This window comes from Pandoraea fibrosis (genome assembly GCF_000807775.2).
GTDB lineage: Bacteria > Pseudomonadota > Gammaproteobacteria > Burkholderiales > Burkholderiaceae > Pandoraea > Pandoraea fibrosis.
This window is the reverse complement of sequence record NZ_CP047385.1, coordinates 5552192-5569237: the sequence shown is the minus strand read 5'-3', so window position 1 is coordinate 5569237 and position 17046 is coordinate 5552192. Positions and strand designations below refer to the sequence as shown.

At 64.9% G+C, this 17046-nt stretch carries 11 protein-coding genes; 5 read left to right on the top strand and 6 right to left on the bottom strand.

The annotated features are described in order from the left end of the window. Positions 1-226 precede the first annotated feature (226 nt). Complete coding sequence (gene phhA / locus PI93_RS24560; RefSeq protein ID WP_167525558.1) at positions 227-1072, bottom strand: phenylalanine 4-monooxygenase; 846 nt, start codon at positions 1070-1072, stop codon at positions 227-229. A gap of 141 nt (positions 1073-1213) precedes the next feature. On the opposite strand from phhA, the gene PI93_RS24555 reads away from it, so the two are divergent. Continuing rightward, a complete protein-coding gene (locus PI93_RS24555; RefSeq protein WP_039373193.1) occupies positions 1214-1705 on the top strand; it encodes an Lrp/AsnC family transcriptional regulator in 492 nt (163 codons plus the stop codon). A gap of 158 nt (positions 1706-1863) precedes the next feature. On the opposite strand, the gene PI93_RS24550 is transcribed toward PI93_RS24555, so the two are convergent. Then, positions 1864-2379, bottom strand: a complete 516-nt coding sequence (locus PI93_RS24550; RefSeq protein ID WP_039373189.1) for an FUSC family protein — start codon at positions 2377-2379, stop codon at positions 1864-1866. A gap of 207 nt (positions 2380-2586) precedes the next feature. On the opposite strand from PI93_RS24550, the gene PI93_RS24545 reads away from it, so the two are divergent. From PI93_RS24545 to PI93_RS24530, 4 genes are all read left to right on the top strand, one after another. Further along, a complete protein-coding gene (locus tag PI93_RS24545; RefSeq protein ID WP_052240460.1) occupies positions 2587-8613 on the top strand; it encodes an alpha-2-macroglobulin family protein in 6027 nt (2008 codons plus the stop codon). A 20-nt stretch (positions 8614-8633) separates the two neighbouring features. Then, positions 8634-9359 (top strand): lysoplasmalogenase, encoded by a 726-nt coding sequence (locus PI93_RS24540; RefSeq protein WP_080759053.1) that lies wholly within the window; start codon positions 8634-8636, stop codon positions 9357-9359. After that, positions 9343-11619: a penicillin-binding protein 1C gene (gene pbpC / locus PI93_RS24535; RefSeq protein WP_039366968.1), complete on the top strand. Its 2277-nt coding sequence runs from the start codon at positions 9343-9345 to the stop codon at positions 11617-11619. The genes PI93_RS24540 and pbpC overlap by 17 nt, the downstream gene beginning before the upstream one ends. A 171-nt stretch (positions 11620-11790) precedes the next feature. Then, positions 11791-12762, top strand: a complete 972-nt coding sequence (locus tag PI93_RS24530) for a delta(1)-pyrroline-2-carboxylate reductase family protein (RefSeq protein WP_039366964.1) — start codon at positions 11791-11793, stop codon at positions 12760-12762. A gap of 81 nt (positions 12763-12843) precedes the next feature. On the opposite strand, the gene PI93_RS24525 is transcribed toward PI93_RS24530, so the two are convergent. From PI93_RS24525 to PI93_RS24510, 4 genes are read right to left on the bottom strand one after another with little or no spacing between them, the layout of a single operon-like run. After that, positions 12844-13698 (bottom strand): heme ABC transporter ATP-binding protein, encoded by an 855-nt coding sequence (locus PI93_RS24525; protein ID WP_039366961.1) that lies wholly within the window; start codon positions 13696-13698, stop codon positions 12844-12846. Between the two features lie 31 nt (positions 13699-13729). After that, positions 13730-14875, bottom strand: a complete 1146-nt coding sequence (locus PI93_RS24520; RefSeq protein ID WP_052240459.1) for a FecCD family ABC transporter permease — start codon at positions 14873-14875, stop codon at positions 13730-13732. 48 nt (positions 14876-14923) lie between these two features. Continuing rightward, on the bottom strand, positions 14924-15853 hold the full coding sequence (locus PI93_RS24515; RefSeq protein ID WP_039366978.1) for a heme/hemin ABC transporter substrate-binding protein: 930 nt from the start codon (positions 15851-15853) through the stop codon (positions 14924-14926). Positions 15854-15885: 32 nt separating this feature from the next. Next, a complete protein-coding gene (locus PI93_RS24510) occupies positions 15886-17004 on the bottom strand; it encodes a hemin-degrading factor (RefSeq protein WP_039366958.1) in 1119 nt (372 codons plus the stop codon). Between the last annotated feature and the right edge of the window lie 42 nt (positions 17005-17046).

Below are 17046 nucleotides of genomic sequence, written 5' to 3'. Positions count from 1 at the left end.
GTCAGCGATGACTGTGCGCGGCGTCAGGAGGATGATCGGCTGAGCCGGGCACAGTGCCCATGAATCGGCAGGGTTGCCGGTTCATTCGGGCTATTGTTCCACAGGCGGGCGTCGTGTGTGCGTGAGCCCTATCTGAAAGCGCGATGCGCAAACGACGAATTGCGCGAAATCAGATGGGGGACGGGCGAAAGGGACGGCATAGCCCGGCGCGAACCGGGCCATGCCATCATGCCGTCAACAGAATTTGCGTGTCTTCGGGACGACGGGCATTGGCCTCGAATGCCTGCTGCTCGGCGAACGTCTTGAACAGCGTGGGCAGGTCGGCGCGCATGGCGTCGAACAATTGGGCGAAGTCGTCGATCACGAAGTAGGTCTGCTGAAAAGTGTCGATGCGGTATTGCGTGCGAAGGACGCGTTCGAGCGAAAAGCCGATGCGATTCGGCTCGCGCGACGTCAGCGAGAACTCGGTCTCGCCGCGGCTTGAGACGATGCCGGCGCCGTAGATGCGCAGGCCGTCGCCGTCACGCATCAGACCGAATTCGACCGTGTACCAGTACAGACGTGCGAGTAGCGGCAATGCCCCCAGCGACTGAGCGACCTTGCCGGCCTTGCCGTAGGCTTGCATGAAGTCGGCGAACACCGGATTGACGAGCAACGGCACGTGACCGAAGACATCGTGGAAGCAATCGGGTTCTTGCAGGTAGTCGAGTTGATCGGGACGGCGCATCCACCAGGTGGCCGGGAAGCGGCGATTGGCGAGATGGTCGAAGAAGACCTCGTCCGGCACGAGACCGGGCACTGCCACCACTTGCCAGCCGGTTGCCGCCATCAGTTTTTCATTCAGACGGGCGAACTCGGGCACGCGATGCGCGTCCATGTCGAGAGCGCGAATGCCGTCCATGAAGGCATCGCACACGCGGCCCGGAAGCATGGCCGTTTGTCGCGCGTAGAGTTGTTGCCACACCGCATGATCGATCGCGCCGTATTGCGCTACGGGCTGATCGATGGTGAAGTCGGGCCGGGTCGTGAGACCGGCGTCGAATTGCTCCTTGAGCATGGCGGTAGTGGACATGATACGAACGACTCATTCAAGCAGTGGTAATGATGAAAAGTGTAGTGCGCATCGCATGCGAAATGGGCGCATAATGCGCCTGTGGTGAAAGACGTTTGCGTGAATTTCGCATAAAAATATACTTTGTTGCGGAGAATCGTCATGGTTGATCTGGATCAGTTCGATTTGGCTCTGCTGCACGAGTTGCAGAGGAACGGTCGGGAAACGCATCACCAGTTGGCGGAGCGCGTGGCGCTCTCACCGTCGCAGATCGGTCGCCGCCTGCAAAGACTTGAGTCGGACGGGATCATCGAGGGGTATCGCGTGGTTCTGAAGCCCGAGGCATTGGGCCTGGCGGTGACGGCATTCACCTCGCTGCGTCTGAAACATCACGGCGATCAGGCCATCGAGAAATTTCAGGAGCAGATCGATCTGCTGCCTGAAGTGCTCGAATGTCACGCGGTGGTTGGCGAGGCCGATTACCTGTTGCGCATCGTGGTGCCGGATCTGAACGCCTTGTCGACGTTCGTGATGAAACGGCTGATGCAGGTGCCCGGCGTGGAGAATGTGCGCTCGAACATTGTGTTGAGCGCGTTCAAGCGCAGCAATGCCCTGCCGCTGCACTACGTGGTACCTAAGCAAACGCAACGTTGAGGCGGCGGCGGCGCGCCGCTTTGCTGCGCCACCTCGCTATTTCGCTTATTTTGCCTGGCATTCCGGACCGACCCGGCTTGTCGGCCACCGCCCATACGCCTGACCGATGCAATGCACGGTGGGCCAAGGGGGCATTAGCCCGTTCCGATCCGTTCGAGTCAGTCGGCGGGCATCAGCCAGGGCTTCACGAAACGTCCGTAGATCAACGACTGGATCAGCGCGACGGTGGAGCCGACCAGCACTTCAATCACGCGCAGCATGGCGAGGCTCAGTTCTTCGTGCAGCCCTTGCCCCTGTCCGCTTAGCGCCGCCGACATCAGAATCACCACCGTTGCCGGCCCCAGACGCCAGTTGGCCGGGTAGTTCTGCACCAGCATGGCGGCCAGTGTGGCGATGGTGATGCCCACGAGCATCGCAAGCAATCCCGGTCCTATGAGCAGCAAGACGATACAGGCCACGATGGCGCCGGTGATCGTGTTGATCGAGCGCGCCCGGAAATTGCTGCGCGCCTGCAACGGGTCGGGTTCCGTCACGATGATCAGCGAGATCATCGCCCAGTACGGCTCGGGGAAGCCCGCGGCACGCAGGCCGAACCAGACGATCAGCGAACCGCTGAGAATCTTGATCAGATAGACCAGCGCGTTCTTTTTCGGATGGAGAAAGGCGATGGACATGAGGCATGTACGGTGCGAACGCAGGAAGATGCCAGTGTGACATAGGCGGCTTCGCAAACCCAACGCAGACGATTCCGACACGCCCGCATCGTCAATCCGAAATATCGTGCCGAACCACACAACGGATGCCGGTCTGAAGAGAAACGGTTCGAATTGCCAAAGATCGCGGGTTAGAATCGCCTCACCAGAATTCGGGAGGAGTCCGGCATGCATAGCCGAACACAACACGTCTGGCTGACCGCGCCGATGGCGTGGGCGGCGCTGTGTCTTGGAATGCTCGTGACATCGCCTGCTCAAGCGGCGCGTGTTGTGAGCGTGAGTCCGCAGGGGGAGGTCGCCAGCGTAGATCAGGTGGTCGTCAAATTCGACGAAGCCATCGTCCCGGCGGGCGATCCGCGCGCGCAGGCACCGGCCACCGTGAGGTGCTCCGATACCGCGCTCACCGGCGATGGTCACTGGCTCGAACCGAAGATCTGGGTCTATGACTTCAAGCAATCGCTGCCACCGGGCGCGAAGTGTTCGGTCGAGATGCGCAGCGGTTTGTCTGCCGTCTCCGGCACGGCGCTGTCGGGCACCACTCGCTATGCGTTCAACACGGGCGGCCCGGCCGTCACGTCTATCCGTCCGTCGTATGGTGCCATCGACGAAAACCAGATCTTCATCCTCACGCTGAACGGCGCGGCCACCCCCGCCAGCGTGCGTCAGAATGCTTGGTGCGAAACGGAAGGGGTGGGCGAGCGTATCGGCGTGAAATGGATCGAAGGCGATACGCGCACCGCGCTCATCAAGCGATTCAATCTCGACAAGCAGGCCGCCCGTGTGGTCATGCTGCAATGCAACCGCACACTGGCTGCGGGGACGAAGATGCACCTGGTGTGGGGCGCGGGCATCAGCACGCCGTCGGGCGTGCCGACCAAGCAGGCGCGACGCTTCGAGTACGACGTGCGCGAGCTGTTTACCGCAAGCTTCAGTTGCGAGCGTGAAAACGCCAACGCGCCGTGCACGCCGCTGCGTCCGCTGCGTCTGACGTTCAACTCGCCGGTCGCCCGAGACATGGCGGCCAAGATTCGTGTGCAGGGCGCCGGGGCGGAGCGCTCGCCCAAGTTCAGCGATTCGGACCGCACCTCAAGCGTGAGCGAGGTCACCTTCGACGCGCCGTTTCCCGAAAAAGCCGAGTTGACGATTGCCCTGCCGAAGGGATTCGCGGACGACAGCGGCCGTGCGCTCGACAACGCCAGCGAATTCCCTTTGAAGACGAAGACCGCGACCATGCCGCCGCTGGCCAAGTTTGCGGCCGCACCGTTCGGGATCGTGGAGCGTTTTGCCGAGCCCGGCATGCCGCCCATGTTGCCGGTCACGTTGCGCAAGGTCGAGCCCGCATTGCAGATCAATGGATTGGGTGTCGCTGGCGAGGCGGCCAAGGCGGGCGAGAGCGGCCGCACGTTGCAGTTGCGTGTGGATGACGATGCCGAGGTCATGAACTGGATGTCGCGCGTGCGTCGCTTCGATGAAACGACGATGACGCGCAAGCAGATTGCGCAGGAGATGCCGTCGATTCTGAGTGCGCCGGCGGCGAAAGACACCTTCGGGCCGAATGCGGCGGTCATCGTCGAGGACAAGGTTACGCGTTACGACACGCGCAGCCTGTCGTTGCTGTCGGGATTGCAGGGCGTTCAGGCGTTGACTTTGCCTGTGCCCAAGGAGAAGGACCCGCGTCCCTTCGAGGTGGTCGGTATTCCATTCCAGAAGCCGGGCTTCTATGTCGTGGAACTGGCTTCGCCGTCGCTCGGGGCGGCGCTGCTCGGCAAGTCGCTGCCAATGTACGTGCGTACCACGGTGCTGGTCACGAATCTCGGCGTGCATTTCAAGATGGGCCGTGAGAATGCCGTGGCATGGGTGACGACGCTCGACAAAGGCCAGCCGGTCGCCAATGCGAAGGTGCGGGTGCTCGATTGCGACGGTACCGAGGTTGCCAGCGCGGTGACGGACAAGACGGGCGTGGCGAAGATCGACAAGGCGCTCGAGCGATACCGGTATTGCGAGAAGACCATGCGCTCGGGCTATTTCGTTGTCGCCCGCACCCAAGGGAGTGATCCCGACATGGCGTTCGTGTCGTCCGACTGGGATCGCGGCATCGAGCCGTGGCGCTTCCATGTACCGACCGATGGGGGTAGCAGCCCGACCGTGCGTGCACAGACAGTCTTTGATCGCATGCTGTTCCGCGTGGGAGAAACGGTGTCGATGAAGCACTTCATTCGTCAGGAGACGATGCAAGGGCTGGCACTGCCGGCGAGCCTGCCGTCTCAACTGACGATCACGCATCAGGGCTCTGGGCAAACCTACACACAGCCGATCAAGTGGCGCAACGGACGGTTGGCCGAGAACAGCTTCCAGATTCCGCCGGGCGCGAAGCTCGGCGAGTATGCGGTAACGCTCGACTACACCGATACCGATTCGAGGCCGAAGACCTATCCGTCGTCTCTGGACGCCGGGCACTTCCGTGTGGAGGCATTCCGCCTGCCGGTGTTGGCCGGATCGATCGGCGTGCGCGATGCGGTGAAGGCGCCGCTTATCAACAAGACGGAAGCGCCGGTCAACGTGCAGGTGAACTATGTGGCAGGGGGCCCTGCCGGGAATTTGCCAGTACGCGTCTCTGCGCTGTTGCGTGTGCGCGATATGACGTTCGACGGATACGACGACTTCAGCTTTACCCCCTATCGTCCGCCGTCGGCACAGGCGGGGGCCGATGACGACGATCAGGGCAATGACGAGAGTTCGGGGTCGAGCGACCAGAAACTGGTGGCCGACAAGCAACGACTGGTACTGGATCGGAACGGGGCGGGCAGTCTGACGCTCAAGGATTTGCCGAAGGTCGAGCGACCGAGCGACCTGGTGCTTGAAGCGAGCTTCGCAGACCCGAATGGCGAGATTCAGACGCTACGCGGTAACGCCACCCTTTGGCCTGCGAATTTGATAACGGGCGTTCGCAGCGAGAGCTGGGTATCGGTCACGAACAAGCTGCCCGTGAAGGCGCTTGCGCTCGATTTGCAGGGAAAGCCGAAGGCCGGCGTCGCCATGGATGTGCGTGCCGAGGCGCGCATTACCACCAGTAGCCGCAAGCGCATGGTGGGGGGCTTCTACGCCTACGACAATCGTACCGAGGTGAAGGATCTCGGAAACGTGTGCAGCGGCAAGACGGACGAGCATGGTCTGCTCTCGTGCGACGTCTCGCTTTCACAGCCGGGCGAGATCACGCTCGTGGCTCAGGCCAAAGACGACAAGGGCAATCTCAGCACCTCGACCACGAGTGTGTGGGTGACCGGACGCGGTGAGGTCTGGTTCGGCGGTGACAACACTGACCGCATGGACGTGTTGCCGGAGCGCCGCGCGTATGAGCCGGGCGAGACGGCCAAGTTGCAGGTGCGCATGCCGTTCCGCTCGGCGACCGCGCTGGTGGCGATCGAGCGCGAAGGCGTGATGGAGACGCGCACGATGGAGATCTCGGGCAAGGACCCGAACATTTCCCTGAAGGTCGATTCGTCGTGGGGACCGAACGTCTATGTGTCGGTGCTGGCGGTGCGAGGCCGTATCCATGAAGTGCCCTGGTATTCGTTCTTCCAGTGGGGCTGGAAGCAGCCGATGGAGTGGTTCCGGGCCTTCTGGTACGAGGGCCGGGAGTATCAGGCGCCGACGGGACTGGTGGATCTGGGCAAGCCGGCCTATCGCTTCGGATTGACCGAATTACGCGTGGGCACGGCCGGGCAGCGTCTGGGGGTGGAAGTGAAACCCGATGCCCCGACGTACCCGGTACGAGGTCATGCGAAGGTGCGCATCAAAGTGACACAACCGGATGGCAAGCCCGTCGCGGCAGGTTCGGAAGTGGCCGTTGCCGCGGTTGACGAGGCACTGCTCGAACTGGCGCCGAACACGAGTTGGGCCTTGCTCGATGCCATGTGGCAACGCCGTAGCTACAGCGTGACCACCGCAACTGCGCAGATGGAAATCATCGGGCGCCGGCATTACGGCCGCAAGGCGGTGCCAGCGGGCGGCGGCGGGGGCAAGAGTCCGACGCGCGAGCTGTTCGACACGCTATTGCTCTGGCAGCCGCGCGTTGTGCTCGACGATAAGGGGGAGGCGAGTGTCGATGTGCCGCTCAACGACTCGCTGTCCAGCTTCCGCATCGTGGCGGTGGCCGATGACGGCAGACCGGGTGCGCAAGCGCTGGGTTGGTTCGGCACGGGCACGGCGACCATTCGCACCACGCAGGATCTGCAACTGATCTCGGGATTGCCGCCCCTGGTGCGCGAGGGCGACAACTATCGTGCCCAGTTCACCGTGCGTAATACCACCCAACACGCCATGCAGGTGCAGTTGACCGCCCGGGTAACCCAACTGACCTTGGCACCGCAACGCGTCGATGTGCCGGCAGGCGAGTCGCGTGAAGTGGCGTGGGAGGTTACGGCGCCTGCCGGGCTGGCCGACACGCGCGCTCAACGATTGTTGTGGGAGGTCAGTGCGCAGGCCCCGGCGGCCGGTGGCGCACCTGCGGCGAGCGACGCGATCAAGGTGGGGCAGGACATCCAGCCGTCGTTGCCGGCGAGTGTTCAGCAATCGGTGCTGACGCAGGTCGAAGGCAGTCTCACCTTGCCGATGGCACCCCCGGCGGGCGCTGTGGCCGACAGCACCGGCAAGCTCAGAGGCGGGGTACGCATCAGCATGCAACCGCGTTTGTCGCAGGGATTGCCGGGCGTGAAGCGCTGGTTCGAGCTGTATCCGTATGCCTGTCTGGAGCAGCAAGCGTCGAAAGCACTTGGCTTGCGCGATGTCGCACAGTGGAAGCGGGTGACGGGCATGCTGCCGTCGTATCTCGACGAAGACGGCCTGGCGAGCTACTTCCCGCCGCAAGAAGGCTTCGCGAATCAGGGCAGCGACACGCTCACCGCTTATCTGTTGGCCGTCAGCAATGAAGCGAAGGCGCTCGATCCGGCATACGTGCTGCCGGACGACGCGCTGGCGCGCATGGAGGACGGCCTGACGGCGTTCGTGGAAGGGCGTCTCACGCGTCGCTTCTGGGCGCCGCGCGACGACCTGACGTTGCGCAAGCTCACCGCGATCGAAGCGTTGTCGCGTTATGGTCGGGCAAACGCGCGCATGCTCAGTGCGCTCACTATCGCCCCGAACGATTGGCCAACATCGGCAGTCATCGACTGGTACGCGATCCTGCAACGTTTGCCCGACGCGCCACAACGCGCCGAGCGGTTGGCGCAAGCCGAGCAGATCCTGCGTGCGCGATTGTCGTATCAGGGCACGCGGGTGGGCTTCTCAACGCAGGGGAGCGACGGACTCTGGTGGCTGATGGTCGGCCCCGAGACGAACGCCGCGCGTCTGGCATTGCTGATGAACGCGAATCCGGCCTGGAAGGACGAGATGCCGCGTCTGGTGATCGGGTTGTTGGGGCTGCAATCGCGCGGGGCGTGGTCGACGACCACGGCCAATGTGTGGGGTGGATTGGCGGTGGATCGGTTCTCTGCGCGATTCGAGCGTGACACGCCGACGGGGCAGACCGCCATCCAGTGGCAGCGTGACAACCAGACGAACGGCGGTGTGCAAACGGTCGACTGGGACAAGCTCAAGGCTGGCACCGTACCGCCGGCCGTCTCGCTGCCGTGGCTGAGCCATGCCGCTGCCGGAACGGACAGTGCGCGCGATGTCTTGCGTCTCGAGCAAACCGGGGCGGGCAAACCGTGGGCGACGATCCAGAGTCTGGCCGCCGTTCCGCTCAAGGCACCGTTCGCGGCCGGTTATCGGGTGACGCGCAGCGTGCAGGTGCAAGACGCCGCGGAGCGCTCGGGTGACAGTTTCGTGCGTGGTGCCGTATTGCGTGTGCGTCTGGATATCGACGCGCAAGCCGATATGCGCTGGGTCGTGGTGAGCGATCCGCTGCCCGGCGGGGCGACGGTGCTGGGGGGCGGGCTGGGACGTGACTCCGTTATTGCCACGCAAGGCGAAAAGAGCGAAGGCGCCATGCCAGCCTTTGAGGAAAGAGCGCAAGACGCCTATCGTGCGTATTACGACTACCTGCCAAAGGGGCAGCATCGGATCGAGTACACGGTGCGTCTGAACAACGTGGGCAAGTTCGCAACGCCGCCCACGCGCGTCGAAGCGATGTATGAGCCGGCGATGTATGGCGAGACGCCGAACGCGCCCGTGCAAGTGGTACCTGCGAAGCCATGACGAAGGAGAGTCGCACTGACATGACGTCGAACTTCTTTGCACCGGCGGCGGCGCTGCCCCGCGAGGCGCGGCGTTTCTGGTGGCTCGCCGCCATCGCGGGCGCGGCCTATGCGCTCGCGTTGCGCGGGGCGCCGTATGCCGACCAGGCTGTCGCGAAGGCTTTGTTGTGCGCGCTACTGCTGTTCGCGTCTTTATATCACCGCGTGCAGCGCGAGCGCGTGTGGTTGCACGCCGCGCTGATCTTTTCGGGAGCGGGCGATGTCTTGCTGGCCTTGCCGGCATTGACGCAAGGCTTTGTGCTGGGACTGGGGGCCTTTCTGCTCGCCCACCTCGCTTACTTCGTGCTCTTCTGGCGGGTGCGTCGGCCATGGGCGCAGGTGCCCGGCTGGCATCGCGTTGCGATCGTGCTCGTGTGGGTCACGGCGGCGCTTGCGTATGCGATGTATTGGCCCGGCATGGGGGAACTCAAGGCGCCTGTGGCGTGCTACGTGATTGTGCTGGCCATGATGGCGTCGGCGGCGCTGCTTGCCGACGTTCGCGGAGAGTGGGTCGCCGTCGGTGCGCTGCTCTTCACGATCTCGGACGCCCTGATCGGCACCACGCGCTTCGTTGGCACAATTCCGGCGCAGGAGTACGCGATCTGGATTCTCTACGCGCTCGCGCAATTGTTGCTGACGGCCGGCATCATGGCAGTGCGTGGGCCGCGCCTGGCGCAAGAGGACGAGGCGCATGTGCGTAGTGCCTGAGGTTCGTCGGTGGAGGAGAGCGCGTCATGTTCTGCTGAGCGTCGGGTTGGCGCTCGGGTGGCTTCTGGCGTCGGCACCCGCGCGCGCGGTGCCGTCGTTCGACGAAGTGCGGCAGGACTGGCGGGCGTCGGACTGGATGCTTCTGGACCGGCATGGCGAACCGTTGCAGCGGCTGCGCGCCGATATGCAGGCGCAGCGCGGCGACTGGGTGACGCTTGCGGAGGTGTCGCCAGCGTTTCGTCAGGCGTTGATCGTCTCGGAAGACAAACGCTTCTATGAGCACAGCGGCGTCGACTGGCGAGGTGTAGCCGCTGCCGCATGGGGGAATCTCTGGCACTCGCGCACACGTGGGGCGTCCACACTGACGATGCAGTTGGCGGGACTGCTCGACGACGATCTTCGCCCCAGTGCGCGCAATCGTTCCGTCACACAGAAAATCGGTCAGGCCGCCACGGCAGTATGGCTGGAGCAGCGCTGGCGCAAGGATCAGATTCTCGAGGCGTACCTGAACCTCGTGCCGTTTCGCGGCGAACTCGTCGGTATCTCGGCTGTCGCGCAGACGCTCTTCGGCAAGCTGCCCATCGGGCTGGACGCACGCGAATCGGCACTGGCCGTTGCGCTGTTGCGGGCCCCGAATGCCGCTGCCAATCGAGTGGCGCAACGCGCTTGCGGCATTCTGCGCGACATGGGGCAGGGGGCAGAATGCACCGGGCTCGACGGCTACGCGCAACTCGTGTTTTCCCGGCCGGCCAACGTGATGACAACGCGCGACGCGGTGAACCTCGCGCCACACTTTGCGCGTCGCGTCTTCAGCGCGAGCCGACCGCCTGCGGGCACGCGCATCACCAGTACGCTGGACGTGAATTTGCAGCGCGTGGCCGTCGCCACGTTGCAGCAAACGCTGCGTGAACTCGGCACGCCGGGACGTTCGCGCAATGTGCAGGATGGCGCCATCGTCGTCATCGATAACGCCAGCGGCGACATTCTCGCCTGGGTGGGATCGTCGGGGGCCTTGTCGTCCGCCGCACAGGTGGACGGCGTGACATCGTTGCGGCAGGCGGGTTCGACACTCAAGCCATTTCTCTACGCACAGGCGATCGCGGAGCAGCGTTTAACGGCAGCGTCACTTCTCGACGATTCGCCCATCGATCTGCCCACGGGCGGCGGTCTGTACATTCCGCAGAACTACGATCGCCATTTCAAGGGATGGGTGAGCGCGCGCACGGCGCTCGGCTCTTCATTGAACGTGCCCGCCGTGCGCACGCTCGTAATGGTCACGCCGCGCCGCTTCGCGCAAACGCTCGTCGCCCTTGGCTTGCCGCTCACGCAGAGCGGCGACTACTACGGATACAGCCTCGCGCTGGGCAGCGCGGACGTCACACTGCTTTCGCTGACGAACGCATATCGCGCGCTGGCCAACGGTGGCGCCGCCAGCAAGGTGAACGAGCGCATGCCGGAAACGATGCCGCCGCGCAGTGGCGATAAGGCAAAGGGAAGTGCGCAGGCCAATGCGCCCACGACCGTCTTTTCGCCGCAGGTAAGTTTCATCGTGTCGGACATGATCGCCGACCGGCAGGCCCGCACGCGCACGTTCGGTCTCGACAGTCCGCTCTCCACCCGTTACTGGACGGCAGTCAAGACCGGCACCAGCAAGGACATGCGCGACAACTGGGCCGTCGGATTCTCGCGGCGATACACGGTGGGGGTGTGGGTCGGCAACGCCGACGGTGCGCCGATGTGGGACGTCTCCGGCGTGTCGGGCGCAGCGCCCATCTGGCATCGCGTGATGGACTACCTCCATCGCCGCACGGCGAGTCTGCCACCGGCTCCGCCGCCGGGTCTCGAACATGTCGCAGTGCAGTATGCCGAGCATGTGGAACCCACACGCGAAGAGTGGTTTCTCCCCGGTACATCGCAGCGTACGATTGCGCTGTCTGCGCTCGCGACCAAAGCGCCGGGCGGCCCCCTCTGGCGGATTGCCGGTCCGGCCGACGGCACCATCGTGGCCCTGGATCCCGACATCCCGCCCGCCAATCAGCGCCTGTGGTTCCAGGTGGCGGCCGCATGGCCCAAGGGGGCCGCGTGGCGGCTCGACGGCAAACCGCTCGCCGGTGGCGCGCGCGTGGGATGGTTGCCTTGGCCGGGGCGGCATACGCTTGAACTCGTCGACGCGGCCGGTGCCGTTCGCGACAGCATTCGCTTCGAGGTACGCGGTGCGACGCTGGCCGACGGCAAGCGCATGCGCAATGCGAGTCGCTGAGCGCATGTGCGCGCGAGGCGATTTTGTCAGGAATAATTTTTGATGTGGCAGACGCGTCCACGCGATGCGCGCTACACTGAAATCAGACTTGGCAATGCGTGACGCGATGTGACGGCGACGAGTGCAAAACCCTGCCGTCGATAGCGCACGCCCCGGAGCGGAGACATATCGATGATCACGCTGGACGCGCGCCAAACCGCGCAGTTGCTGCCTTATCCTCAGTTGGCCGACGGTATCGAAGCCATGCTCATGGAGATGCGCTCGGGCACCGCGCGCGCGCCTGAGCGCCTGCATTTTTCCCTGACCGAACATGAACGTGGCCGCCGGGGCGGCGTGTTGCTTGTGATGCCCGCGGCCAATCGCGACGTCGCGATGACCAAGCACATCACCGTGCATCCCGAGAATTGCCGCGCCGGCAAACCGTCCATCATCGGCGAGGTGATGGTGTTCGATCCGCACACGGGCGAGCGTCTGATGCTGCTCGATGGACCGACCATTACGGGGCGTCGCACCGCCGCCGTCACGCTGTTCGCCGCACGCAAATTTGCACCGCGTCCCAAAGGCCCCGTGCTGATCGTTGGCGCGGGGGTGCAGGCGCGCGCGCATCTCGAAGCCTTTGCCGCCGGGATGGGGACACGTCACTTCATGATCTTCTCGCGTAGTCCGGAGCGCGCGCATGCGCTCGCCGATCACGCTGCCACCCTTGGCGTCGAGGCCACCGTGATCGATGCCATCGAACCGGTGTTGAGCACGGTGAGCATCGTGATTACCGCGACGACCAGCAGCGAGCCAGTGTTACCCGATAGCGATGTGCATCGCTGGCGCGACGACATCTTCGTGGCGGGCGTGGGCGCGTTCCGCCCCGACATGCGCGAGTTGCCGCCGCAGTTATGCCGCGACGCCGCTGTGCGCGGCACGCTCGTCGTCGATACGTGGGAGGTCAAGCACGAAGCCGGCGATCTGCTGCACGCAGCCATCGACTGGGGCCGCGCCGCACCCCTTCTCGATGCGATCATCACGCCCGATCGTTTCCGGTCGAGCGGCCCCGTGCTTTTCAAGAGCGTGGGATATGCGCTGTGGGATCTGGCCGCCGTGCTGTGCGCACGCGCCAATCTCGCGAAGGATGGCGTGCCGGCGTCGTAAGACAACACTTGCGTTGCACACGACGCCAATGACCCTCTGACGCAACGCGGATCACGCAGACGCGTGAACCGCGTTGTCTGCTCAGGCGGGTAGCGCGAAGGGTACGCCTGCCGAAGCGCCGGCAAGCCTGGGCAGGCCCGATGTCTCGGGTGTGATCACATGGACCGGCAAGCCCAGCGTTGTCTCGATGAGGTCGGCGCGCATCACGTCGCGCGGTGTGCCGGTAGCGAGAATGCGTCCGTTGGCGAGCAATGCCATGCGGTCTGCGTGGCGTGCCGCGAGATTCACGTCGTGCACGATCGCCATCGCCCCCAACCCCCACGTTCTGGCAAGTTCGCGCGTGAGCGAGAGCAGGTGATGCTGATGCGCGAGGTCGAGCGCCGCCGTCGGTTCGTCGAGCAGCAGATAGCGCGGCACCGAAGGGGCCTGGGCATCGTCAGGCCACAACTGCGCCAGCACGCGCGCGAATTGCACCCGCGCCCATTCGCCTCCCGAGAGCGTCATCACGTCGCGATGCAGCAACGGCAGTGCGCCTGCCCGTTCCAGCGCAAGTGTTGCGATCTCCGTGTCGCTTTTCTGCGGTTTGCCCGTATCGCCACGTCTGCGCGATCTCGGGAAGGGCAACCGCCCCATCGACACGATTTCGAGTGCGCTGAACGGAAACGACAACTGCGCGGTTTGCGGCAGCACGGCGCGCAGACGCGCCAGCGCCGCCGTGCTGTATTGCGAGAGCAGCGCACCGTTGAGCGTGATGGGGCCGCTCAGATGGGCGCGCGGTGGCAGCGGCTCCCCGGCGAGCGCCTTGAGCAAGGTGCTTTTGCCTGCGCCGTTTCGCCCGAGCAGCACCAGCAATTCACCGGGACGAATATCGAGCGACAAGCCGTCGAGCACGGGCGAATCGGTGTGAGCAATCGTGAGGTCGTGTGCACTGAGCATAGCGATGTCCTGAATCGTCGGTCCGGTGTGATCACAGCCCGAACTGTCCGCGGCGTCGCCACAGCAGCATGAGGAAGAACGGGGCACCGAGCAGTGCCGTGAGAATGCCCAGCGGCAGCTCGGCCGGCGCCACCCAGGTGCGCGCGACGAGGTCGGCGAGTAGTGTCAGGATCGCGCCGAAGAGCGCCGCGGCCGGCAGCACCGCGCGCGGGTCGGGACCGACCACCAGACGCACGATATGGGGCGCGATGAGACCGATGAAACCGATCATGCCGCTCGACGCGATGAGGGCGCCGACACACAGCGCACACGCCACCATCACGCGCCGCTTGACCGATTGCACGGCAACGCCGAGATGCAACGCTTCCGCTTCGCCCAGCAACAACGCGTTGAGAGAGCGGCACTGCGTGGCGAGTGCGATCACCCCCAGCACGACCGGCCACACGATGATGGCCAGCATCGACCATTGCGCGCCGCCGAGGCTGCCGAGCGTCCAGAACGTGAGCGTGCGCAACTGCGTATCGTTGGCGAGGTAGGTGAGCAGGCCGATCGCGGCCCCCGAAACCGCATTGATGGCGATGCCTGCGAGTAACAGGAGGGGCAACGCGAGACGTCCGCGTCCTGCCGCCAGCCGATAGACGAGCGCAGTGACGCCAAGCGCGCCCACGAACGCGGCGATGGGCAGCATCCATATCCCGAGCGACGCAGCGAGCGCCGCGGGCAGCATGACCCCGCCCAGCACAATGACGCCCGCCGCACCGAGTGCCGCGCCGCTGGCCACGCCGATCAGGCCGGGGTCGGCGAGCGGATTGCGAAAGAGGGCTTGCAACGCCGCACCGGCGGCACCGAATCCGGCACCCACCAGAATGCCGAGGACAATGCGCGGCAGCCGGATCTGCAACATGACGTTGCGTGCCTGATCCTGCGCGAAGTCTCCCGTGGCGCCACGGAACAACGCGACGATGGCGTCGCCCGGCGCAATGCGATATGCCCCGCCGCACAACGCGGCAAGCACGGCAACAGCGAGTAATCCGACCAGCGCCGTCATGACGATCCATCGCGCAGGGCGGCGGCGCGCCGCGCCGGAGTGTGCCGATGCGGCGGCGGTGGCCGAGGCGTTCGCCGTCTCGGTGCGGCTGGACGGCAACGACTTCGGAATCGGAGGAGCGGCTGACATGTCTTCGTTCACTGGCGAAAGGCGGGTTTCTGGACGGCCCGGGTGCATTTACGCGGTGTGCACGCGCTGCGCGAGATCGGCCACCGCCTGCGGCAGGCGCGGACCGAAGCCGAGCAGATACAGCGCGTCGAAGCTCACCACGCGTTTGGCGCGTCCTGCGGGCGTGTTCGCCAGGCCCGGCTGCGCGAGCAGGGCTGCCGTAGGGTCGGCGGACGACGGGCCGGTCGTGGTCGTGAGCAGCACGTCGGGCTGCGCCGCGACGGCGGCTTCCGCCGTGAGCGGGCGGTAGCCGTTGAAGCCGCGCAACGCGTTTTCGGCACCGGCATACGCGAGCATGGCGTCGGCCGCGGTGTCCTGCCCCGCGACCATCACCTGATTGCCCGTATGGCCGAGGATGAACAGCACGCGCGGACGTCGCTGGATGCCGTAGCGTTGTTCGATCTGGTCGCGAATCCGCAGCCAGTCCGACGTAAAGCGGTTCGTGACGCGAACACCGGCGTCGCTGATACGCAGCGCTGCGGCCACGTCGCGAATGTTGTCGCGCACCAGTTCGGCGGTGTAGCCGTGTGTGAAGCGCTTGACCGGAACCCCGGCCGCCGCGATCTGCGACAGCACGTTGGGTGGGCCGGCTTCCGCGCCCGCCAGCAGCAGATCGGGATGCAGCGACAACACGCCCTCCGCCGAGAGCGTGCGCAGATAGCCGATCTTCGGCAGCTTGGTGGCGGCCTCCGGATACAGGCTGGTCAGATCGTTGGCGATCACACGGTCCTGTGCACCGAGCGCATACACGATCTCGGTGAGCGCGCCGCCGGCGACGACCACGCGTCTGGGGCCGTTCTGATCGGACTTGGCCGTCTTGCCCGAGGTGTCAGCATTGGCCGCGTTGGCCAGCGTCGCCGGCACGAGCGTGCCCAGCCACGCGCCAGCGGCCAGCGCAGCGCCCCCGCTCAGCAGCGCGCGACGCGAAGTGCCGCGCATGCCGAATGTCTCGAGTGGCTTGTATGGCTCGTTCACGCCGTTGCCTCCGCTACGTCATCCGAACCTGCGGCACCCTCCACGCGCACCAGCGTCTCGCGCCAGTCTTCGCGTTCGGCCTGACCCGGCTTGCGCTCACCGAAGAACATGGCGATGACCATGCCCGAGGTGTCGAGCAGTTCGAGCGACGAGACGATGCCGTCAGACGTCGGCTTGCGCACGACCCACGCCGTGTCGACGAGGTCTTCGCGCAGATGCAGGTTGAAGCCCGGATCGAGCACATTGACCCACGGCCCCATCACGCGAATGTTTTTGACGGGGCCGGTGTGGATCTGAATCATGCCGGCGTTACCTACGAACACCATGATCGGCAGACCGGTGCCTGCAGCGTCGTCAAGCAACGTGCGCACGGAAGCGGCAGGCACCTTGCGGGCATGACCTCCGGGCGCCAGACGCAAGGCCTGCGCACGCGACACGCCGTAACGCTTGAGCATGTCGAAGAACTGATGCGTGTCAGTCATGGCGAGCCAGTCGCGCTGGAACCCGGCGACATCGATGTCGGCGTCGGGCGTTTCCGCCTTGGGCGCACCGGCCGCGACAACGTGCTCACCGGGAGTCTGATCATCGGCACGAAAACGCGCCACGAGTGCCTCGAACGCCGCGACATCGCTGTGCTCGCGCAGGAACATCTTGTGCACCGCCGTGCCGGCCTTGTCGAAGAATTGCAACGAGCGGCGCGGGCCGTTTTCCGCAGGCGTCTCGACGGCGTAACCGAAGGCCCACTGGTGATAGAAGATGCGCAGGTCGAGGTCCTTGCCCAGACCGAGGCCGATCGTGCCGGTGTGCGAGAGCTTCTCGTACTGACCATCCTTTTCGTGAACCGCAGCGTTGTTGCGCGTGAGCGCCATGACGCGGCCGAGTGCGGGCAGTGCTTCGACGATCTCGGTGAATTCCGGGCGCAGACGCACAACGTGCTCGCCGACGAAAGCGGCAACCGTCTCGCCTTCGGACACCCCCAGCGCGGCGGCGGCATCACGGTCGCGCAGGTTCTGTTCGGTCTTGACACGTTGGAATTCGCTGCGCAGACGGGTGACATCGGCGAGCGCGGGGAATGCCGGACGGGCGGCGGAGGTGGCGTTTTGAGCGTTCATCATGGCGAGTCCTTTGTTGCGGGTTTGCTGGCAGTGGCTGGCATG